The organism is Thermoplasmata archaeon, assembly GCA_038874435.1.
GTDB lineage: Archaea > Thermoplasmatota > Thermoplasmata > Lutacidiplasmatales > SKW197 > SKW197.
In genome coordinates, this window is the sequence record JAVZCK010000003.1 from 58,089 (window position 1) to 77,122 (window position 19,034).

The 19,034-nt window shown below is 43.6% G+C and carries 16 protein-coding genes; 13 read left to right on the forward strand and 3 right to left on the reverse strand.

Annotation, left to right across the window (positions count from 1 at the left end):
• Window positions 1-13 precede the first annotated feature (13 nt).
• The 3 genes from QXD64_01910 to QXD64_01920 are packed head-to-tail and all read left to right on the forward strand — an operon-like array spanning window position 14 to window position 2,107.
• A complete protein-coding gene (locus tag QXD64_01910) occupies window positions 14-1,201 on the forward strand; it encodes an aconitase X catalytic domain-containing protein (protein MEM3396069.1) in 1,188 nt (395 codons plus the stop codon).
• On the forward strand, window positions 1,198-1,590 hold the full coding sequence (locus QXD64_01915) for a DUF126 domain-containing protein (protein MEM3396070.1): 393 nt from the start codon (window positions 1,198-1,200) through the stop codon (window positions 1,588-1,590). Before QXD64_01910 ends, QXD64_01915 begins: the two co-directional genes overlap by 4 nt.
• Window positions 1,580-2,107: an HDIG domain-containing protein gene (locus QXD64_01920; GenBank protein ID MEM3396071.1), complete on the forward strand. Its 528-nt coding sequence runs from the start codon at window positions 1,580-1,582 to the stop codon at window positions 2,105-2,107. The genes QXD64_01915 and QXD64_01920 overlap by 11 nt, the downstream gene beginning before the upstream one ends.
• Here QXD64_01920 and QXD64_01925 read toward each other — a convergent pair.
• The gene (locus QXD64_01925) at window positions 2,096-4,255 is read right to left on the reverse strand and encodes a NosD domain-containing protein (GenBank protein MEM3396072.1); all 2,160 of its coding nucleotides are present in this window, start codon (window positions 4,253-4,255) and stop codon (window positions 2,096-2,098) included. The genes QXD64_01920 and QXD64_01925 overlap by 12 nt on opposite strands.
• Window positions 4,256-4,407: 152 nt before the next feature.
• Between QXD64_01925 and QXD64_01930 the strand changes: the two genes are divergently transcribed.
• Window positions 4,408-4,665, forward strand: coding sequence for a hypothetical protein (locus QXD64_01930; protein ID MEM3396073.1), 258 nt, complete (start codon window positions 4,408-4,410; stop codon window positions 4,663-4,665).
• Between the two features lie 31 nt (window positions 4,666-4,696).
• Here QXD64_01930 and QXD64_01935 read toward each other — a convergent pair whose 3' ends face one another.
• Entirely contained in the window at window positions 4,697-5,020 is a 324-nt protein-coding gene (locus QXD64_01935) for a DUF5611 family protein (protein ID MEM3396074.1), read from the reverse strand.
• Between the two features lie 96 nt (window positions 5,021-5,116).
• Between QXD64_01935 and QXD64_01940 the strand changes: the two genes are divergently transcribed.
• From QXD64_01940 to QXD64_01980, 9 genes are all read left to right on the forward strand, one after another.
• A complete protein-coding gene (locus tag QXD64_01940; protein MEM3396075.1) occupies window positions 5,117-5,818 on the forward strand; it encodes a glycosyltransferase family 2 protein in 702 nt (233 codons plus the stop codon).
• Window positions 5,819-5,901: 83 nt separating this feature from the next.
• On the forward strand, window positions 5,902-6,522 hold the full coding sequence (locus QXD64_01945; protein ID MEM3396076.1) for a translation initiation factor IF-2 subunit beta: 621 nt from the start codon (window positions 5,902-5,904) through the stop codon (window positions 6,520-6,522).
• A gap of 6 nt (window positions 6,523-6,528) precedes the next feature.
• Window positions 6,529-7,467, forward strand: a complete 939-nt coding sequence (locus QXD64_01950) for a presenilin family intramembrane aspartyl protease PSH (GenBank protein MEM3396077.1) — start codon at window positions 6,529-6,531, stop codon at window positions 7,465-7,467.
• Between the two features lie 169 nt (window positions 7,468-7,636).
• Window positions 7,637-9,391 (forward strand): hypothetical protein, encoded by a 1,755-nt coding sequence (locus tag QXD64_01955; GenBank protein MEM3396078.1) that lies wholly within the window; start codon window positions 7,637-7,639, stop codon window positions 9,389-9,391.
• Window positions 9,392-9,429: 38 nt separating this feature from the next.
• Entirely contained in the window at window positions 9,430-11,949 is a 2,520-nt protein-coding gene (locus QXD64_01960; protein MEM3396079.1) for a NosD domain-containing protein, read from the forward strand.
• A 95-nt stretch (window positions 11,950-12,044) separates the two neighbouring features.
• Complete coding sequence (gene gyrB / locus QXD64_01965; protein MEM3396080.1) at window positions 12,045-13,943, forward strand: DNA topoisomerase (ATP-hydrolyzing) subunit B; 1,899 nt, start codon at window positions 12,045-12,047, stop codon at window positions 13,941-13,943.
• Window positions 13,944-13,955: 12 nt separating this feature from the next.
• A complete protein-coding gene (gene gyrA / locus QXD64_01970) occupies window positions 13,956-16,430 on the forward strand; it encodes a DNA gyrase subunit A (protein MEM3396081.1) in 2,475 nt (824 codons plus the stop codon).
• A complete protein-coding gene (locus QXD64_01975) occupies window positions 16,396-16,662 on the forward strand; it encodes a hypothetical protein (protein MEM3396082.1) in 267 nt (88 codons plus the stop codon). Before gyrA ends, QXD64_01975 begins: the two co-directional genes overlap by 35 nt.
• A complete protein-coding gene (locus tag QXD64_01980; protein MEM3396083.1) occupies window positions 16,655-17,383 on the forward strand; it encodes a HEAT repeat domain-containing protein in 729 nt (242 codons plus the stop codon). Before QXD64_01975 ends, QXD64_01980 begins: the two co-directional genes overlap by 8 nt.
• Here the strand turns inward: QXD64_01980 and QXD64_01985 are convergent.
• Window positions 17,370-19,031, reverse strand: coding sequence for a right-handed parallel beta-helix repeat-containing protein (locus QXD64_01985; GenBank protein ID MEM3396084.1), 1,662 nt, complete (start codon window positions 19,029-19,031; stop codon window positions 17,370-17,372). The two genes, QXD64_01980 and QXD64_01985, sit on opposite strands and share 14 nt — an antisense overlap.
• Window positions 19,032-19,034 lie beyond the last annotated feature (3 nt).

The following is a 19,034-nucleotide window of genomic DNA, read 5'->3' on the forward strand; positions in this document are numbered from 1 at the left end:
GAGAGTGGTAACTGTGTTTTTAACCAAAGAAGAAGAGCGAATTTTGGCTGGAGAACATGGAGAAGTAGCAGAGCGGATGCTTCGCTTGCTCGTTCGCCTTGGTGAAATCTACAATGCAGATAAGATGATTCCAATTGCTTCAGCACAGGTGGCAGGAGTTTCCTACAAGTCAATTGGAGATCCTGGACTGGAATTTCTCGAGGACATTGCTGGTAAAGGTGCAAAGGTATCTGTGCTCACATTTCTTAATCCTGCAGGAATGGACATAGAAAGTTGGAAGGAGCTTGGTTTTCCAGAGCATTTCGTTGGGAAGCAGTTGAGAATTATTGATGCCTTCAGAAAAATGGGAATTGTAATTTCGGCTACCTGCACGCCCTATCTGAGCGGGAATCTACCGAGGTTTAAAGAGCATGTTGCCTGGTCTGAATCATCTGCGGTTTCATTTGCAAATTCAGTCATTGGTGCAAGAACCAACAGGGAAGGTGGGCCCTCTGCACTTGCAGCTGCAATTCTGGGCAGAACACCAAACTATGGTTTTCATCTTGATGAGAACAGAAAGCCAGATATGCATGTGGTTGTGAATGTGGAATTGAAAACAGATGCGGATTTTGGGGCACTGGGCTATTTTGTGGGCAAAATTGTGAAAGACAGAGTGCCGTATTTTACAGGCATAACACATCCAAGTGTGGATGCGCTGAAAGCTTTGGGTGCTGCAATGGCTGCTTCAGGGGCAGTTGCTCTATACCATGTTGATGGCTTGACACCAGAGGCAAAAAATTATTCTCCAGAAGGACTTGAGAAAATTTCATTTGGTGAGAAAGAGTTGAAAGAAACCTACCAAAATTTAAATTCTGGCGAAGAGCCAGACATCGTTATTCTCGGTTGTCCCCATTCCTCGCTGAATGAGATAAGGACTGTTGCGATGCTTGTCGAGGGCAAGCGACTGAAGAAACCGCTGTGGGTTTGTACCTCTAGAGGAGTGAAAGAATTGGCGATAAGAATGGGCTATGATGAGAAAATCAGAGCTGCTGGTGGAAAAATTGTGGCGGATACATGCACTGTTGTTGCTCCTGTTGAAGAAATGGGTTTCAAAACAATTGCTGTGAATTCAGGAAAGGCAGCGAATTATCTGCCTGGCTTCTGCAAAGCAAAGGTAATTTTCGGAGATACAGAAAGCTTAATCAGGAGGGTGCTGGAATGATGTTGCAAGGAAGGGGCATAAGCCCGGGAATTGTTGAAGGCACTGCGATAGTTTCAAAAACGCCGCTCAGCTTTTATGGTGGTGTTGACCCGAAGACAGGAATTGTGATTGAGAAGGGTCATGAGCTTGAGGGCAAATGTGTAGCAGGTAAAGTCCTTGTGTTTCCAAACGGCAAGGGTTCAACAGTTGGCTCGTATGTGATTTACGGATTGAAAAAGTATGACAAAGCCCCTCTTGCAATAATAAACCAGAAGATGGAGACCATTGTTGCAACTGGTGTAATCCTTGCGGGAATCCCTGCAGTGGATTCTGTGGACATTTCTAAAATTAGTGATGGTGCGCAGCTGAAACTAGATGGGGCGAAGGGGACTGTGGAAATTGTCGAGTGAAACAATTCCGGACGAGAAGGCATGCCTTGAAATTCTCAGAAAGGCGGGATGCTCGCAGGAAGTGATTGCCCACACTTTATTTGTGAAGGAAGTGGCTTTAAAAATTGCGAGCAAATGCAAGCAGCCAGTCAACATCGAACTCTTGGTTGCAGGTGCGATTCTCCATGACATTGGGCGAGCAATCACCCATGGTGTTGCCCATGGTGTGAAAGGCGGAGAAATTGCAAGGAGGTTCGGGCTTGATGAAAGGATTGTGAGAATTATTGAGAGGCATGTGGGTGGTGGCATCACCAGGGAGGAAGCAATTAAATTAGGGCTTGGAAATGAGCCTCTTGTTCCAGAAACACTGGAGGAGAAGATTGTGTGCCTCGCAGATAAGCTTATTGCCCATGATAGAATTGCAGGAATTGAGGAGGAAGTAAAGAAGCTGGAGGAAAAGGGATTGCATAGTGCTGCGGAGCGAGTGATGACTCTTTACAGAGAGATTGTTGGTCTCTGTGGGGAATTAGAATTCTGATTTTTTGCGGAACAGCAGGATTGCAGCACACAGCAGTAAAACCAGAATGCTAGTCAGTTCTGGTGTTGGTGAGGTTACCTGCACTGAATACACTGGTGTCTGGGCAACACCGCTCTTTTCATCTGTTGCGGTAATATAATAATCTACTGTGCCAGAAGCACTTTGCGCTGGAATTGTTGCCTGGTAAATACCATCTGTTGCGTTTCCAGAGGTGCGCGTCATTGTAAGGGCATACCAGGTGCTGCTGCCCACTGGGCGATAGTAAAGCTTCGCATCTGTGAGATTGTAGATGCTCTTTATTTCAGCAACGATGATGATGGGCTGATTGAGATATGCTGTACCAGGTGGTGTATGCACTATTTGAATTGCAGGTGCCTTTGCAGCAAGGGGATAGTAGTCCTTTGCAAGTGCGCTCCCGTTTATTGTGTACGGGTTATCCACAATTCCATCATGGTTGGCATCAGGCGAAGTCCAGTCATCCCAGAAGTTTCCTGCAATGCTTGTATTCCAGTAATTTGCGGTGCCATTGTCTGCACTCTGTTTGTTGATGTTGCCATTGGAAATAAAGTTGTTTGTATGGATGCGGTTGCCAGTTGAACTTGAGGTGATGTTCACGCCAAATATTAAGTTGAACGAAAAGTCGTTAGCAGTTATCAGATTCGTGTTTGAGGATTGCACCTGCACACCGATGTTGTTGTTTTTGAGTGTGTTGGCTGAAATGTTATTGCCATTTGAATATAACAGAAAGAGCCCATGGTTGTTGCTGAGCAAGTTGTTGCCAAAAATCTGGTTGGAATCGCAGGAGTAGTTGAGGTTGATTCCAGCATTGCAGTTCATTGCCGTGTTGCCAGAAATTTTATTGGAATTTGCTCTGTAGAGACGGATGCCAGCAGTGTTGTCAGAGACATTACAACCTGCTACACTGTTCTCATCTGAGTTTGTGAGAGCAATGCCATACCTTGCGTTGCCATTTGCGTTGCAGCCAGAGATTACATTCCATTGCGAGTAAACACACTGAATTCCATCTTCTCCGTTCTGGCTCCCCTGGCTGTTAATAATGTAATTGCTATTACTTGCATCCAGTTTAATTCCAGTGTTCTGGTTCCCATTAGTTTTTATTCCATGCAGTGTGTTATTGTTTGAGTTTGTGAGAAGGATGCCAGTACCCTGATTTGTGTCAGCAGTGAGGGTGTTCAACCTGTTCCAGTTTGAATTTGTGAATGCAATTCCAGAAATGCCATTCTGGCTAGTGGTTGTGGTGTTTATGGTGTTTCCATCACAAGAATAGAATTCAATTCCATAATAATTGCCTGAAAAATTGCAGCTCTCAATTTTCGTGGAGGAGGTGAAACCTGCAAGGAGGGCAGTTGTGGTACCAGAAATCACAAGGTTCTTGACAGAAAACCCGGTGCAGTTTGCAAGAATTATCTGTCCTGCAGAAGGCACAGTGATGCCATTCGTGTTTTTGTAATAATATAGTGCCTTTCCATTCACAGTGTTGGTTGTGGAAATTGTGTGCGAATTCCAGTACTCTAAGCTCTCTCCTCTGATTACAACCCCATCATTGGAGAATGTGTTTCCAGTGAGGGTGCAGCCGGTGGAAGCGTCGAGTAGTACACCACATGGGTTGTTTGAAATTGTGTTTGCACTCACGGTAAATGTGTCTGTGAGATAAATCTGAAGTCCTGTGTCAGTGCACTGGATTATTGTGTTGCCAGTAATTGTGCATCCACTTGAGAAGACAGCATAAATGCCAATCCCATTGCTTGAGATTGTGTTACTCTCAATTTTTCCGTTGATTACATTGTAGAGAAAGATGCCTGAGTTTTTCGTAAAATCACCAGAATTCCCAGAGGCATGATGAAGATAGCAGTTCCTTATGATGAAATACGCAGTTGTGTTTCCGATGTAAATTCCAAAACCATAGCCAGAGCCGTCAATTTCCCAGCCCTCAATGATGTAAGGGTTTGTCTCTGAGCCATTACCAGCAACCACGCCATTGGTGGTAGTGAAACCATTGTCTCCGTTGATACGGATGGGTGTGCGAACCGTAAATTTCTCAGCTACAGAATTACAGGATACGGTCAAAATTGTTCCCAAAATAAGTACACAGCATGATACCACTATAATCGCTTTTCGTAGGTGCATTTGCCTCACCAAAAATAGAATTACAGGAGGATATATAATGGTTATTCCCAGCTTCCTCCTCATGGTGTGTAAAAATCTCTCACCGAAAGTCTTATATATGTCCGACGCTATATCTTAATTAGCAGACAAAAAGCAGACAAAGGGGTGGGAAAATGAACCAGAAACACATTAACGGAAGGGTTCTGAATTCAATCCCAAAATCCGTGAAGGATTGGATGAAAAGCCATACGATAAGCGATGCTAAGCTTCTGGTACGAGAACTCAGTGAACTTGGTGAAGATACCACAGAGCTCCAGCCCCTCATTTACCAGCTCGAGGAAATGGAGGACGAGGCGAAGGAGTATCTGGGGCTGAGCGAGGAAGACATTGTGGAATTCTCTGAACCCGAATCAGTGAAAGCAGTAGCTTAGCATCTCAAAACTTTTTTTCTATTTTTTGTTTTTACTCAGTGTCTTTTGCAACTTCCTTCTGGAGTTTTTTCACTCTCTCCTTTGCAGTATAGCCAGTTGCTCTTTCAAGAAACAGGTTGTATTTTTTAACTGTGTCTTCTGCGACCTCGTTAGGCACATTTTTATCCATCAGTGTTTCAACAGCAAGTGTCTTTTTGTCCTTTGCAAACACCCGTAGTTCCTTCAAAGCACCATAACTGGCTTTTATCAGGTTTCCCTCTTGTGTGGCATTTCCGAAAATCTCCTTTACAAGGGATAGTAGTTTCTCGCCTTCAATGTTCTTGTAGTTACCTGGCTTTATTGGATAATCTCGCATGGTGTGATAGAAAATGGAAAAGGTATATAAGCGATGTGGAGGATGGAATTTGGATGAAAGAAAATGTTTATCATGCTGAAGGGTTTTTGGAAAACCATGAAGGTCTCTGTGATCATTCCCACAATGAACGAGGAGGCGTCGATTGGCGGCGTAATCCAGACAATTAAGGATGCCTTTGCAGCAGCCAATGTCTCCCTCTTTGTGAAAAATCCACTGGAATATGAAATTCTTATAGTAGATACTAATTCAAAGGATAGAACAAGGGAGATTGCAAAGGAGAAGGGTGCGATTGTCATTGATGAACCTAGAAGGGGTTATGGAAGGGCTTACAAAACTGGATTTGAAAAAGCAACTGGAGAAATAATTGCCACACTTGATGGCGATTCCACATATCCTGCTGAAAAAATCCCCGAGTTTGTTGACTTTCTCATCAAAGAGGACCTTGACTTTATCACATGCGACAGGTTGAGCACCTTAAAGCCAGGAGTGATGTCTTTCAAACACCGCATAGGAAATAAAATTCTTACATTAACCTGCAATCTTCTGTTTGGTGTGAAAATAAGAGATTCCCAATCTGGAATGTGGATTTTTAAGAAGGCAATTCTGAAGAAGTTGAAAGTTGAGAGTGATGGGATGCCCTTTTCTGAGGAAATTAAGATTGAGGCATTTAGAAAGTGTAACAGATGCATTGAAATTCCAATAGAATATCGCGTTAGAAAGGGTGAGGTGAAGCTGAGTTCCTGGAAGGATGGTACGAAGAACTTGAAGTATCTGTTTAAGATGAAATTCAGAAAGTAAGCTGTTGTTTTACCTATTTCATAAGTGTTATGTTCACCGTAACCTTTAAAACTTCCTACAATATGGATGGAAGAGGTAATATCATGACTGAAGAGGAATATGAAGCATTGCTTGAGCGTGCCTATAAGAACATGCCCCAGACGAAGGGCACAGGCGAGCGTTTCGTGGTCCCAAAGGCAGATGTGATGGTTGAAGGCAAAAACACAATCTTCAGAAACTTTTTTGAAATTGTTGAGGTAATACGAAGAACACCAGAGCATTTCCTTGCCTATCTTCTGAGGGAACTTGGCACGCCAGGAGAGATAAAAGAGAAAAGGGTGATTTTCAAGTCAAAAATCTCGCCCCAAATGCTGAATGAGAGAATTGAAAATTATGTAAACACCTATGTTATTTGCTCTGAATGTGGCAGGCCAGACACTAAGCTTGTGAAAGAGGATAGAATCTGGATGCTGGAATGTGAGGCATGCGGTGCAAGGGCACCTGTCACCACTGGCAAGAGTGCCAAGCCAAAGCAGGAAAAGTTTGAGTTGAAGCAGGGAGAACTATACGAATTTAAGATTGAGGAGATGGGAAAGAAGGGTGACGGAGTGGCTAGAATTCCGCCCTACATCATTTACATTTATGGGGCAAAATCGCCAGGCGAAATCGTGCGGGCTAGAGTGACAAAGATTGCAGGAACTGTGGTTTTTGCCACCCGTGTGTAAATCAGCATGCGAAGCAAATCATTCATCTGGCTGAGTATTTTTCTTGTTGTACCTCAAATTGTTGCAATTTTTCTTTCTCCGTTTTACAGGGCACTCGGAATGCAGGCGTTTGCAGACCCGAACAATCCAGTCAATCCGATCTTTTACATAATTATGCTACTCGGGATTACTGCAATAATTCTCCTGCTTGTCAAGATCGGACTTGAAAAGATGCTCCGTTATCTGCTCCTCTTTGCAATCTCTGTTTCTTTCTTATTTGTGGTATATCCATTACTCTGGTTTGGAATACCCTTTGCTTATTACGAGGGGGATAGCGTAATTGATTTTCCGTTTTCAATTGCCTCCTATCTCACAATTATTTGCATTGCGTTTCTTTTATGGTATCCCGAATGGTATGTGATTAACGGCATAGGGCTTGTGAGTGCAGCGGGCATTGCTGCAATTCTTGGCATCTCGCTGGGAATCCTTCCCACTTTCATCATCTTGCTTGCCCTGGCAATTTACGATGCAATCTCGGTGTACAGAACAAAGCACATGATTACGCTTGCAGATTCTGTTACAAAAATGAAACTTCCAGTGCTTCTCGTAGTGCCCCAGAAGTCAAACTACTCCTTTATGAAGCAAGAAGGAATTCTGAAACAGATTGAAAGCGAGGAGCGAGAGGCAATGTTCATGGGTGTTGGAGATGTGGTTATTCCTGCAGTTCTTGCAGTTAGCAGTTATGTGTTTCTTCCTGATTATCCGACAAGATTTGGCATTCCAGCAAACCTACTTACAGCCATTTGTGTGATTGTTGGAATCTATGTATCCTTCCTTTTCTTGATGTACTTTGTGAGTAAGGGCAAGCCCCAGGCAGGTCTCCCATTTCTGAACACTGGGGCAATTGCAAGCTATGTGCTTGCTTATCTCCTCATATATAGGAATTTCACATTTGGGTTGTTTTAGGTTTGGGAGAGCTTCTTACTGGTTTATTTCTGGAAGAGGAGAATGAAGGGGATAAGGAGATACTGAGAGTTGGGAAGGTGTCGGACAACTATTATACGAGATACCAAATAAATAGGTAAAAAAAACTATAAATATCTCTATAATATTACCATTTTTGAGGTGATAATATATGATAAAGGGATTTGTGTGCATGAGCATAGTGTTTTTGTTGTTGGGAGGGCTGAGCGTTGTTGGGAGTGGGGAAGAAAGCCAGAGTGAAAGCCTGCAAGCCTTGATAGAAATCAAGGAATATATCGAGGCACAGGAATCAAGTGTATTTGCATCTGAAAATGCAAAAGGGTCTCTTCTGGAACATCTAAGCATTGCGATAAAATTTGCAGAGAATGGCGAGAGAGGGAAAGCCCTGGAGGAATACAACAGAAATGTTTATGCATGGTTTGATAATTACATTATTGATGGCATGGCAAGAGAGGTGCTGGAAAGAATGACTGAGGCATATTATGGAACATTGGATGTAAGTCAGGGTGGGAGTGGCAATTTGGGAATTCTGGCATCAAATTACCCGCAAATTACAGCCGCAACATTTACAAATGACTGGAACCAGCCATATAATGACAACAGAAGGGTGGTAAATTTTACGGTTAGCTGGGGAGGTTCAACGGATGGAGATGCAATTGTGTACTGGAACTCCACATGGAATAAAACAGCACCCACACAATGGCCTGGAAGCAGCGGATATCTTGGTTTCAGTTACTCTTATCAATATACAATCACTAATTTGCCGGTTGGGAATTTCACAAATATAAGAATCCGAGCATTTGATTACCAGTATGGAGGGATTGCGACGAAGGATGCAAAGGTGCATAATCCAGAGGTGTATGACAAGAGAATTGCCCTGATAATTGGGGGCTGGGGAAGGAATCAGTATACTGGAACAGGTGCACCGAAATGGAGCTTCTGGAATGATGCATATCTCACATACATTACCCTGAAAAGCAAAGGATTTACTGATAGCGATATTTACTTTCTCTATTACAATGGAACACACCAAAATGCCACTAACTGGAATGGTGCAATTATCGATGGCCCTGCAACGCCCTCGTCCATTCAAAATAATTTCTCTCAAATAAATAATGCAATTCAAGGCAAACCGAACGCTTTGATAGTTATTGCAGTTACATCCCATGGCTCGCTGGACCCATATCCAGATAATTATACACGAGCATTTAGGCTACTGAACCCAAATACCCCAGAAGATAATATTACTGACCCAAATGCATACTGGGAGTGGTCATCAGAATTCATGGGACCAAACTACATCGGAAGAATTGCAAATCCATTCAAAAGATTGGTTATTCTTATCGGAAGTTGTTACAGCAAAGATTTTCGCGATCCAATTCTTAATTGGAACCAGACAATGAGGGGTCGCACAATAATTGTTACTTCTACAATTAACGAAGGTGGTTATAATGATAACGGTGAGCCTACCTCTTACGGGCAATCATGGTATGCACCGTCTGATACAAACTATACTACCTTTTTCTACTATCTTATCTCAGGTTTGAGAGGAAATGGAACAGTAGTGACTAACGCAACAAACGGCTTCCCAGTAAACTCAGAAAATACCACCGATAAAGACAACTGCGTTTCACTTGCAGAAGCATGGAATTGGGCATATTACCTCATATGCGACAATGATTACGGAATAAATCGGTACAACCCAGACCTCATTGATAGGATTACAGGAGACTACTGTCAACAACCAATGTTGCACGATGTACTTGAAAAATGGGATGGCAGCGGAACATTTCCAGACCTTCCATTTCCATACATAGATGGCACATGGGCAGTTGGTGCCAAAGCCCTTGGTGTAACCTTAGACAATTCCCCATATCCTCTAAACCTATTGCGGGGAGACACATGAAGTCAAGCATATTCTCTCTATCGGTCTTTATATTTTTGATGCTACTTTTACCAATTTCTTTTACATCCATCTCTTTCCCTTCCAAGGGTAGTGCGGTTATAAAATTTCTACATGTACCAATTGAAATAAACTCGGATGACGATTTTACACCCGAGAATGGGGTAATTGATGGGAATGGAAGTAGAGAAGCCCCATATGTGATTGCGAATTGGCTGATTTATGCCAATAACACTACTGGTGTCGCAATCTATAATGTTTCAAAACATTTCATGCTAGCAAATGTAACAATCATAGGAAACAGACAACACACAGGAATTTATATTGATGTTGGAATAGACCAAAGAGTAAATGTTGTGGATTGCACAATCTCAAATTGTTCTGTGGGGATAAGTATCACAGTGTCTGCGGATGGAAGAGATAAAAAACATAGAAATTTTACTGAAGAAACAGGGGAGGTATATATAGCCAATAACACCGTCGTTGAGAATAGTCATGGTATCTCCGTAGATGGAGGAAAAATAGAAAATAACACAATAGCGTATAATGATGGAACTGGGCTGTGGTTAGGTGGAGGAGAAGTATATCACAACAGAATTGTATGCAATAATGGAAAGGGGGTATTTGTTTATTATGGCGCCACTGTAATTGGAAATGAAATCTCAAACAACACAGGCCATGGAGTGCAAATTTCTGAGAACATGTCCCTACCAACAGGTTTTTCCGAGATAGGCAATAACAGAATAAGTGGTAATGGCGGTTGTGGGGTATATCTGCCATTTTTAGAAGGTGGTGCACTTACTCCATACAAGTTGAGGATATGGAGCAACGTCATTGAAAATAACAGTGGATGTGGTATCCAAATTGAGAACCTTTCATGGCCATTCTCAGAAAATCCACTAGAAAGAATCATCTGGGGAAATACGCTGAATAATAACAGTTATGGACTAAAAATCGTTAACTGTTCCCGTCTCTGCATTTTCAATAACAGAATAACTTCAAATAGAGAATATGGAATTGAATTAGAAGATTTCAGGTCGTATGGAACATATAAAATAACTGTGGCACTTAACGCCTTTTGGGGAAATGTTCACCAAAGTGCCCAATACAATGGGAAAGAAATAGATTGGTCAATTTCATGCGAAGGCAACTACTGGAGTGACTGGCAGAGCCCAGACAACAACCATGATGGGATTGTTGACTTGCCTTATGAGATTGGAGGCGATGCAGGAGCAAAGGACTATTATCCGCTCACATACATTCCCCGTGGTGAGCCAACAGCACCACTTGAACTGAATGCCTCTGCAAGCAATGGCTTCGTGTATCTTGACTGGAAAGAGCCATTTTATTCTGGTGCCTCAGACATAACCCACTACAACATCTACAGGGCAACGGAGCCAGAGGCCTGGGAGCACATCGGGAACTCCTCAGCCCTAAACTACACGGATAGAAATGTGAGCAATGGTATCACCTACTACTATTATGTTACAGCCATGAACAGCAATGGCGAGAGCAGAAAATCGAACATCGTTAATGCGACACCTGGTGAGTATCCTGGTGTGCCTGAGAATGTTTTCGCAATTGGATATGAGAATAAGATAGTGTTGCGATGGCAACCACCTGGAGAAAGTGGCGGCTTGCCCATAACTGGGTATGAGATATCTCGAAGCACTTTTCCGAACTGGCAAGCGGATTATGTGAGAGTAGGAAATGTTACAGAGTTTGTGGATATGGATGTGGCAGAGAACACCACATACTATTACAGAATTGCAGCAGTGAACGAGAAGGGGAGCGGAGCACAGAGTGGAGTGGTGCAAGCAACTACAACCAGATTGAATGTGAGTCTTGTAGCAGGTAAAGGAGTATTGGGCAATGGAGAGAACACCACAATTACGGTTTATGTTGAGCGGAATGGAACGCATGAGCCAATGGCTAACGCATATGTTGTCTTAAGCATGGTAAATCTTACTGGCATGTTAGAGAAAACAGAGGGTTATACAAATGAGAGCGGTATTTTCACAACTACATTTGTTGCAGGAACCGTGATAAACAGAGAGGAAGGAGTGCTCAAAGCCACAGTTTTTTGTGCGAACTACAGTGTAGTTAGCAACAGTACTAGAATCACTCTGTTGCCAGCCCCGAAGGAGAGACATATGAGTATAGTGTTGGAGGCAGATGGAAATGTAAAGGAAGGAAAATGGAAATCTTGCGTGCAAGTTCTGGATGCGGAGAACGGTGTTGGAATTCCCAATGCAACGGTGGAGTTGCGAATAGACAGGTATGGGATAGTTGTGGAAAAAACCACAGATGGGCAGGGAAAGGTTTGTTTTGAACTTAGTTTTAGCCAGGGTGAGCCAGGATTTGAGGTGGAGGTAGAGATTGTAGCGAAGAAAGCAGGGTATGTGAATGCAAGCATCACCGTGAGAACAGTGCTGGAATTTGAAGTAAGGCAAGAGCCAACAAACCTGGTATTTGGGATTGCTGCGGGCATTGCGGTTGCTGGAGCAATCGCTGCGTTTGTGGTATGGAAGAAAAGGAGAAGGGAAGTGAGGAAGTATTAGTTTAGCCAGCAATTCTAAACCTCTAATCTGAACCTATATATACCCACAGAGTATTTGGAAAATTGGTTCCAAATAGATTTGAGATGGTGGTAACCGTGGCAGAAAATGCAGTTAGATATGATGCGTCAAGCATCCAAGTTCTGGAAGGTCTCACGGCAGTCAGAAAACGGCCAGGTATGTACATAGGCAGCACGGACAGCCGTGGACTTCACCATCTCGTGAACGAGGTTGTAGACAACAGCATAGATGAGGCAATGGCAGGTTTCTGCACAGAAATTTATGTAACAATAAACGAGGATGGAAGTGTGACTGTGGAGGACAATGGCCGTGGGATTCCAGTTGACATTCATCCAAAGTATGGAAAGCCAGCCGTGGAAATCGCAATGACCGTGTTGCATGCAGGCAGCAAATTTGACAGAACCACATACAAGGTCTCTGGTGGCTTGCATGGTGTAGGTGTGCATGTGGTCAACGCACTCTCGGAATGGCTTGAGGTAAAGGTAAAAAGAGATGGTAAGATTTATTTCCAGAGGTATGAGAGAGGCGTACCAGTGACTGGCCTGAAAACAATTGGAGAGGCACAAAATACAGGCACAATTGTCACTTTCAAGCCAGACAAGGAAATCTTTGAAACTACAGAATTTGATTACGATGTGATTGCCAGGCGTTTGAGAGACCTTGCCTTCCTCAACAAAGGGGTGCGAATCCTTCTTGAAGACAAGCGAACAGGCAAAACAAACGAGTTCAGATATGAAGGAGGCATAATCTCTTTCGTGGAATTCCTGAATACGAACAAGAATGTACTACACAAACCGCCCATCTACATAAGTGGTTACAGGGATACAACAGAGGTGGAGATTGCACTCCAGTATAATGATACTTATGTAGAAAATCTGCTCTCGTTTGTGAACAACATTTCTACGGTGGATGGAGGCACCCATGTCGTTGGCTTTCGTTCTGCTCTCACGAGAGTGATCAACGACTATGCAAAGAGTAACGAAATGCTTAAAGGCGATTTCACGCTCACAGGCGAAGATGTGCGAGAGGGTCTGACTGCAGTAATAAGTGTTAAGGTGATGGAGCCACAGTTTGAGGGACAGACGAAAGCAAAGCTGGGCAACAGTGAGGTTAAGGGTATTGTGGAAAGTGTGCTTTACGACAAGCTGAAGGAGTATTTTGAGGAGCATCCAAACGAAGCAAAATCAATTGTAGAGAAGACAATCCAGGCAGCGCTGGCTAGAGAAGCTGCGAGAAAGGCAAGAGAATTGACAAGGAGAAAGGGGTTGCTTGAGACATCAACACTGCCAGGCAAACTTGCGGATTGCTCAAATGAAGAACCTGCAAAATGTGAACTGTTCATAGTGGAAGGAGAGTCAGCAGGTGGCTCCGCAAAGCAAGGCAGGAACAGGGAATTTCAGGCAATTTTGCCCCTGAGAGGTAAAATCCTGAATGTGGAGAAGGCAAGAGCAGAAAAAATTTACCAGAACGAGGAGATTTGCACGCTTATTACAGCAATTGGCACCCACATAAATTCCGATTTTGACATTTCAAAGCTCCGCTATCACAAAATAATAATAATGACAGATGCAGATGTGGATGGCTCCCACATTCGCACACTCTTGCTCACCTTCTTCTTCCGCCACATGAAGCAACTCATAGAAAACGGGCATGTTTACATTGCCCAGCCCCCACTTTACAAAATAAAGAAAGGAAAGGAAGAATACTATGCCTACAGCGATAAAGAGAGAGACGAAATCCTAGCTAAAATTGGAGGAAATGCAGTGGTGCAGCGTTATAAGGGTCTGGGTGAGATGACACCTCAGCAGCTCTGGGAGACCACAATGAACCCTGATAAAAGGACACTGGTTAAAGTGACAATCGAGGATGCGGTTGAAGCAGACCAGTTATTCACGGTTTTGATGGGCGAGGAAGTAGAGCCAAGAAGAAAGTATATTGAAGAACATGCCAAAGAGGTAACGAATCTGGATATTTAGGGGGTAAACTAGATGGGTGAGGAAGCAGGGGCCGCGGTAAAGGAAGCAGCAAAACAGGTGATTGAGAGGGCTGTAGAGCAGGAGATGAAGAAGTCCTACATTGATTATGCAATGAGCGTTATTGTGGGAAGAGCTCTGCCCGATGTAAAGGATGGATTGAAGCCAGTGCAACGCAGAATTCTCTATGCAATGTATGAGTCAGGCACAACGCATGACAAACCCTACAAAAAATCCGCAAGAACTGTTGGTGATGTGCTGGGCAAGTATCATCCTCACGGCGAAAGCGCAATCTACGATGCTCTTGTAAGAATGGCACAGGACTTCTCAATGCGTTACATGCTAATCGATGGCCAGGGTAATTTTGGAAGCGTTGATGGCGATGTACCTGCAGCAATGCGTTATACTGAAGCACGCCTTTCAAAGATTGCTGGAGAATTGCTGGAAGACATAGATAAGGAAACAGTGCCCTGGGTTGATAATTTTGATGCAAGCTTGAAAGAGCCAGTTGTTTTGCCTTCAAAACTTCCAAATTTGCTTATAAATGGCTCTTCAGGTATTGCTGTGGGAATGGCTACGAACATTCCTCCACATAACCTTTCAGAGGTTGTGGATGGAATTGTGAAGTACATTGAGAAGCCAGAGGTTACAATTGAGGAGCTGATGGAAATTATAAAAGGGCCTGATTTTCCCACGGGAGGCATAATTTACGGGACCGCGGGAATCAGGGAAGCATACACGACTGGCAAAGGCATCATCACAATAAGGGCAAAGACAAAAATTGAGGAGGTGAGAGGAAAGAAGGCAATAATCGTCACAGAAATTCCATACACTGTGAACAAAGCCCAGATGCTGGAGAAGATTGCGGAGCTTGTTAAGGATAGGAAAATTGACGGGATTGTGGATTTAAGAGATGAGTCAGACCGGGAGGGAATGAGGGTAGTGATTGAGCTGAGGAAGGATGCAATGGAGGAGATCGTGCTTAATCAACTGTTTGTCCACACCCAGATGGAACTTTCGTTCGGGATAATAAATTTAGCCCTTGTGAACAATGTGCCAAAGCTTCTCAATCTCAAGGAACTAATACACTATTTTGTGGAGCACAGAGTGGATGTGGTGACTAAACGGAGCCAGTATGAGCTGCGAAAGGCGGAGGAAAGAGCCCACATCTTGAATGGCTTGATTATTGCCCTTGAAAATATTGACGAGACAATCAGGATAATCCGAAAGGCGAGAACAGTCGAAGATGCAAAGAAAACGCTCATGGCAAGATTTTTGCTTAGTGAGGAGCAGGCAAAAGCCATTCTGGACATGCGGTTGCAGAAACTCACAGGGATGGAAGTGGAAGGAGTTCGGAATGAGCTTGCCATGCTTAATCAAAAAATTACAGAACTCAAAGATTTGCTTTCTTCTCGTGAAAAAATTTTGGCTGTGATTAAGAAGGAACTGCTTGAACTCAAAGAAAAGTATGGTGATGAAAGAAGAACCCAGATTGAGGTTTCCACAAGAGAAGTGACAGTAGAAGACCTCATCCCCGATGAGCCCACTGTGATTCTGTTCACAAATACAGGCTACATAAAGCGGATGCCAGTTGATTCCTATAGAATGCAAAGAAGAGGTGGTAAGGGCTTGATTGGAATGGAGACGAAGGAGGAGGACTACATAACCAGAATAATTCATGCGATGACCCATGACAACATTCTGTTCTTCACCACGAAGGGCAAAGTGTATGAGTTGAAAGCGTATGAGATTCCCCAGGGCGAGCGTTACGCAAAAGGAAAGGCAATTGTGAATCTGCTGCCCAAACTTGAGCAGGGAGAGAGGGTGCTTACAGCAGTCGGTGTGCGAGAATTTGATGATGCCCATTACCTGGTTTTTGCAACGAAGAAAGGGCTGATAAAGAAAACGCTCTTGCAGGAGTATGCAAACATAAGAAGCAGTGGAATCATTGCTCTCAATCTTGAGGAAAACGATGAGTTGATAGATGTGAGAATTTCTGAAGGTAATCAGGAAGTGATTCTGGCTACAGCTGATGGGCTCGCAGTTCGCTTTAACGAGAGCGATGTGAGAGCAACTGGCAGAGCCACATATGGAGTTATTGGTATCCGTTTGAACGAAGGTGATTATGTGGTGAGCATGGCTACAGTTGAGCCAGGTGAGGACATACTCTCAATCACTGAGAATGGCTTTGGGAAGAGGACGCCGCTTGAGGACTACAGGAAAACGAGGCGGGGAGGAAAGGGTGTAATCACCATAGTGACAAACGAGCGAAATGGCAGAGTTGTTCGTGTGCTGGGTGTTAAGGAAACTGATGAAATAATTGTGACGAGCCATGCCTCAAAGGTGATAAGAACTAGGGTCTCTGAAATTCCGAAACAAGGGAGAAACACGATGGGTGCCAGGGTGATGCGGCTTGATGAAGGAGAGAAGGTGATAGCGGTTGCCAAGCTTGCAAATGAAGAGGATTCCGCTGATAAGTCAGGAAAATAAGGCAGTGGTGTTTATTGGTGCGGGTGCACTCCTCTTTACTCTCTGGGTGTCGGGCATGGTTCTGAACCTGAGCGCACAGTATGCATTTAACTTTGAATTCTGGGAGGCAGGATTTTTCTCGCTCACAATCTGCAGTGTGCTCACACTTCTTCCTGCAATGGTTCTGTTCTACTTAGGGCTGAAGATAAGGAAGGAGACAAGAAAAAAAGGGAGGAGGAGAGATAGTGGATGAGCATCTGCGGGCTGCACTTATGGAAATGGAGAAGAAAAAAGATATCAATGGAATAAATGTGATGCTATCACATCAGGGCTGGGAGGTGCGGCTCGCTGCAGCAGACGCACTTGCCAGATTGGCTGTTTATAAGGTAGGCGATGCCTCCTCTGTGCCCCTCCTCACTAAATGTCTCTATGACAGTTCAGAACATGTGAGAGCCACTTCTGCCTATGCATTGGGAAGGTTAGCTGTGATTGGAATTGGAAGCGGCACCTCTATGCTCCCATTGCGAAAATGCCTGGTAGACAGGAACCCGCTAGTGCGGGGAAATGCAATTGTGGCTCTTGCTGCTCTTGCGATTCGTCTTAAGATAGGGGATATGACAGAGGTGATTGAAACCCTAGGAAGATGGCTCAGAAACAGTGAGGGAAGTATGAAGGCAGATGCCTGCATGAGGATTGGCTGGATTGCATGTGAGCTAAGGTTTGGTGATGCTTCAACAATTCCCTTGCTCAACCAGTGTCTTCAGGAGGAAGATGAGAATTTAGCCGAAATGGCTGCTTTTGCGCTTCACTCACTTGCGATGCTTGGAGTTGCTGAACGAAGCTCAATCCAATTGCTTGAAGAACACATCAAAAAACACCCGAACTCAGTTCATGGAAGAAATGCATTGGAGGCAGTGAAAAGCGTGGTTGAGAGAGAAAAAGGGAAAAATAGAAAGAGAATTACTTTCTTCTGAACCGACGGAGGCACAGGAGAATGATTGCGGCAAATACCCACAGAGTAATCTCGGAAAATTCGCTCACTGGACTCCCAAGTGGATACCAGTCGCTTGCACCAGCATTTCCATCTATTGGGTAGGCATCTGGTGTACCCCAGCCATTACCATCCCAGTTGCTCCAGTAATTGCCTTCATTGGTTGTGGTATCATACCAGTAGTTGCCGCCAACGCTATCGTAGGCCTGAGAGTTCCCGTTAACACCCTTTGCACCGTTCGGGGTGTCGTTAGATACCCCTTGGCTCAGGTATCGTAGGGCGGTAGCTCCGTTGGCTATGAAGGTGTTGTGGTAGATGGAGTTGGATGTGGAACTGTAGGCGATGCGCACAGCGTATTTTACATTGCCGTAAAACAGATTGGATGCGATGATGTTGAATGAAGAAAACTCCACAGAAATTCCGTAATTGGAATTGTTTGAAACATCGTTATTGGTTATGCTATTGTTTGTTGAGAAATATAAATCAATCCCGCACCACATAGTGGAATTTGAGATAATATTCTCGGTCAGATTGTTATCTGTAGAGAACGATAGAAGAATTCCACCATAGCCGTTCTCGTACACATTATTCCTTATTATTGTATTGCTATTAGAGTGTATCAGGAGGATTCCTCCTTCAGCGTGGCCAGATAAATTGTTTTCCATTATTGTGCAGTTTCTACAAAAACAAAGTTGAATGCCTGCGGTTGCATTCGTAATATTCAAGTGGGCCACAGTGAGATTTGTGCAATTAGCAAGAATTATCTGGCCAGCCTCCAAAGGCATAGTGCCATCATCCAGATTTTTGTAATAATATATCGCTTTTCCATTAACGGTGTTTGTCATGTCAATCTCATGAGTATTCCAGTTTGCAATATCACTTCCACCAAATACAATCCCGCAGTTTATCATCTTATTATTGAATAAAGTCGTGTTTATTGCTTCCGCCAGATATATGCCATCTTCCGAATAAGAAATTTCGTTGAAAGCAATTATGTTGTTGCTTGAATTGGAATAAAGAGAGATACCACACTGACCTGTGGAAATATTATTCCATGAGATAGTGCTGTTGTGCGACTTCCAGAAGTCAATGCCATAGGTGCCCCTTGAGACTGACACATTGTTGGATGTGATTACAATCTTTTCCGAAGAATCCAGATATATCCCCTTGTATGAAAACTCTCTTACAGTGTTGTTTTCAATAATGCCATTCATCACATTGGCCAGAACTATTCCACATCCATATGGTGCTGAAAAACCAGTTGCATTCCACAGCACACAATTCCTTATCACAAAATATACATCTGTATTCCTTATCCAGATGCAATAACTACCTTCATTGGCATCTATCTCATACTCCTCAATTATGTACGGATTTTCTGCTGTGCCATTTCCTGCCCAGCCCTCACTTGCTGCCTGGTTTGCAAAATCTGCATTTCCGTTTATGTGGATAGGTGGATGAGATATGCCCCGCATTTTCGCCTCTTCCTGCGTTTCGGGAACACCAACAATGCTGACCTTCTCGGCCATCCCAACAATCCCACCCAAAAGCAACACAGCGAACAGAAAAAATGCAGGCATTTCGCTATGCTTCTTAATTCCCAATCTGCTTGCTTTACCTCTCTCGCTCATAGC

Coding starts and splice junctions, on each gene's coding strand:
- QXD64_01935 (MEM3396074.1), bottom strand. CDS start 5,020: ATGCGAGATTATCCAATAAAGCCAGGTAACTACAAGAACATTGAAGGC.
- QXD64_01985 (MEM3396084.1), bottom strand. CDS start 19,031: ATGAGCGAGAGAGGTAAAGCAAGCAGATTGGGAATTAAGAAGCATAGC.
- QXD64_01945 (MEM3396076.1), top strand. CDS start 5,902: ATGACTGAAGAGGAATATGAAGCATTGCTTGAGCGTGCCTATAAGAAC.
- QXD64_01915 (MEM3396070.1), top strand. CDS start 1,198: ATGATGTTGCAAGGAAGGGGCATAAGCCCGGGAATTGTTGAAGGCACT.
- QXD64_01975 (MEM3396082.1), top strand. CDS start 16,396: ATGAAGAGGATTCCGCTGATAAGTCAGGAAAATAAGGCAGTGGTGTTT.
- QXD64_01930 (MEM3396073.1), top strand. CDS start 4,408: ATGAACCAGAAACACATTAACGGAAGGGTTCTGAATTCAATCCCAAAA.
- QXD64_01960 (MEM3396079.1), top strand. CDS start 9,430: ATGCTACTTTTACCAATTTCTTTTACATCCATCTCTTTCCCTTCCAAG.
- QXD64_01950 (MEM3396077.1), top strand. CDS start 6,529: ATGCGAAGCAAATCATTCATCTGGCTGAGTATTTTTCTTGTTGTACCT.
- QXD64_01940 (MEM3396075.1), top strand. CDS start 5,117: ATGAAGGTCTCTGTGATCATTCCCACAATGAACGAGGAGGCGTCGATT.
- QXD64_01925 (MEM3396072.1), bottom strand. CDS start 4,255: ATGCACCTACGAAAAGCGATTATAGTGGTATCATGCTGTGTACTTATT.
- QXD64_01955 (MEM3396078.1), top strand. CDS start 7,637: ATGATAAAGGGATTTGTGTGCATGAGCATAGTGTTTTTGTTGTTGGGA.
- gyrA (MEM3396081.1), top strand. CDS start 13,956: ATGGGTGAGGAAGCAGGGGCCGCGGTAAAGGAAGCAGCAAAACAGGTG.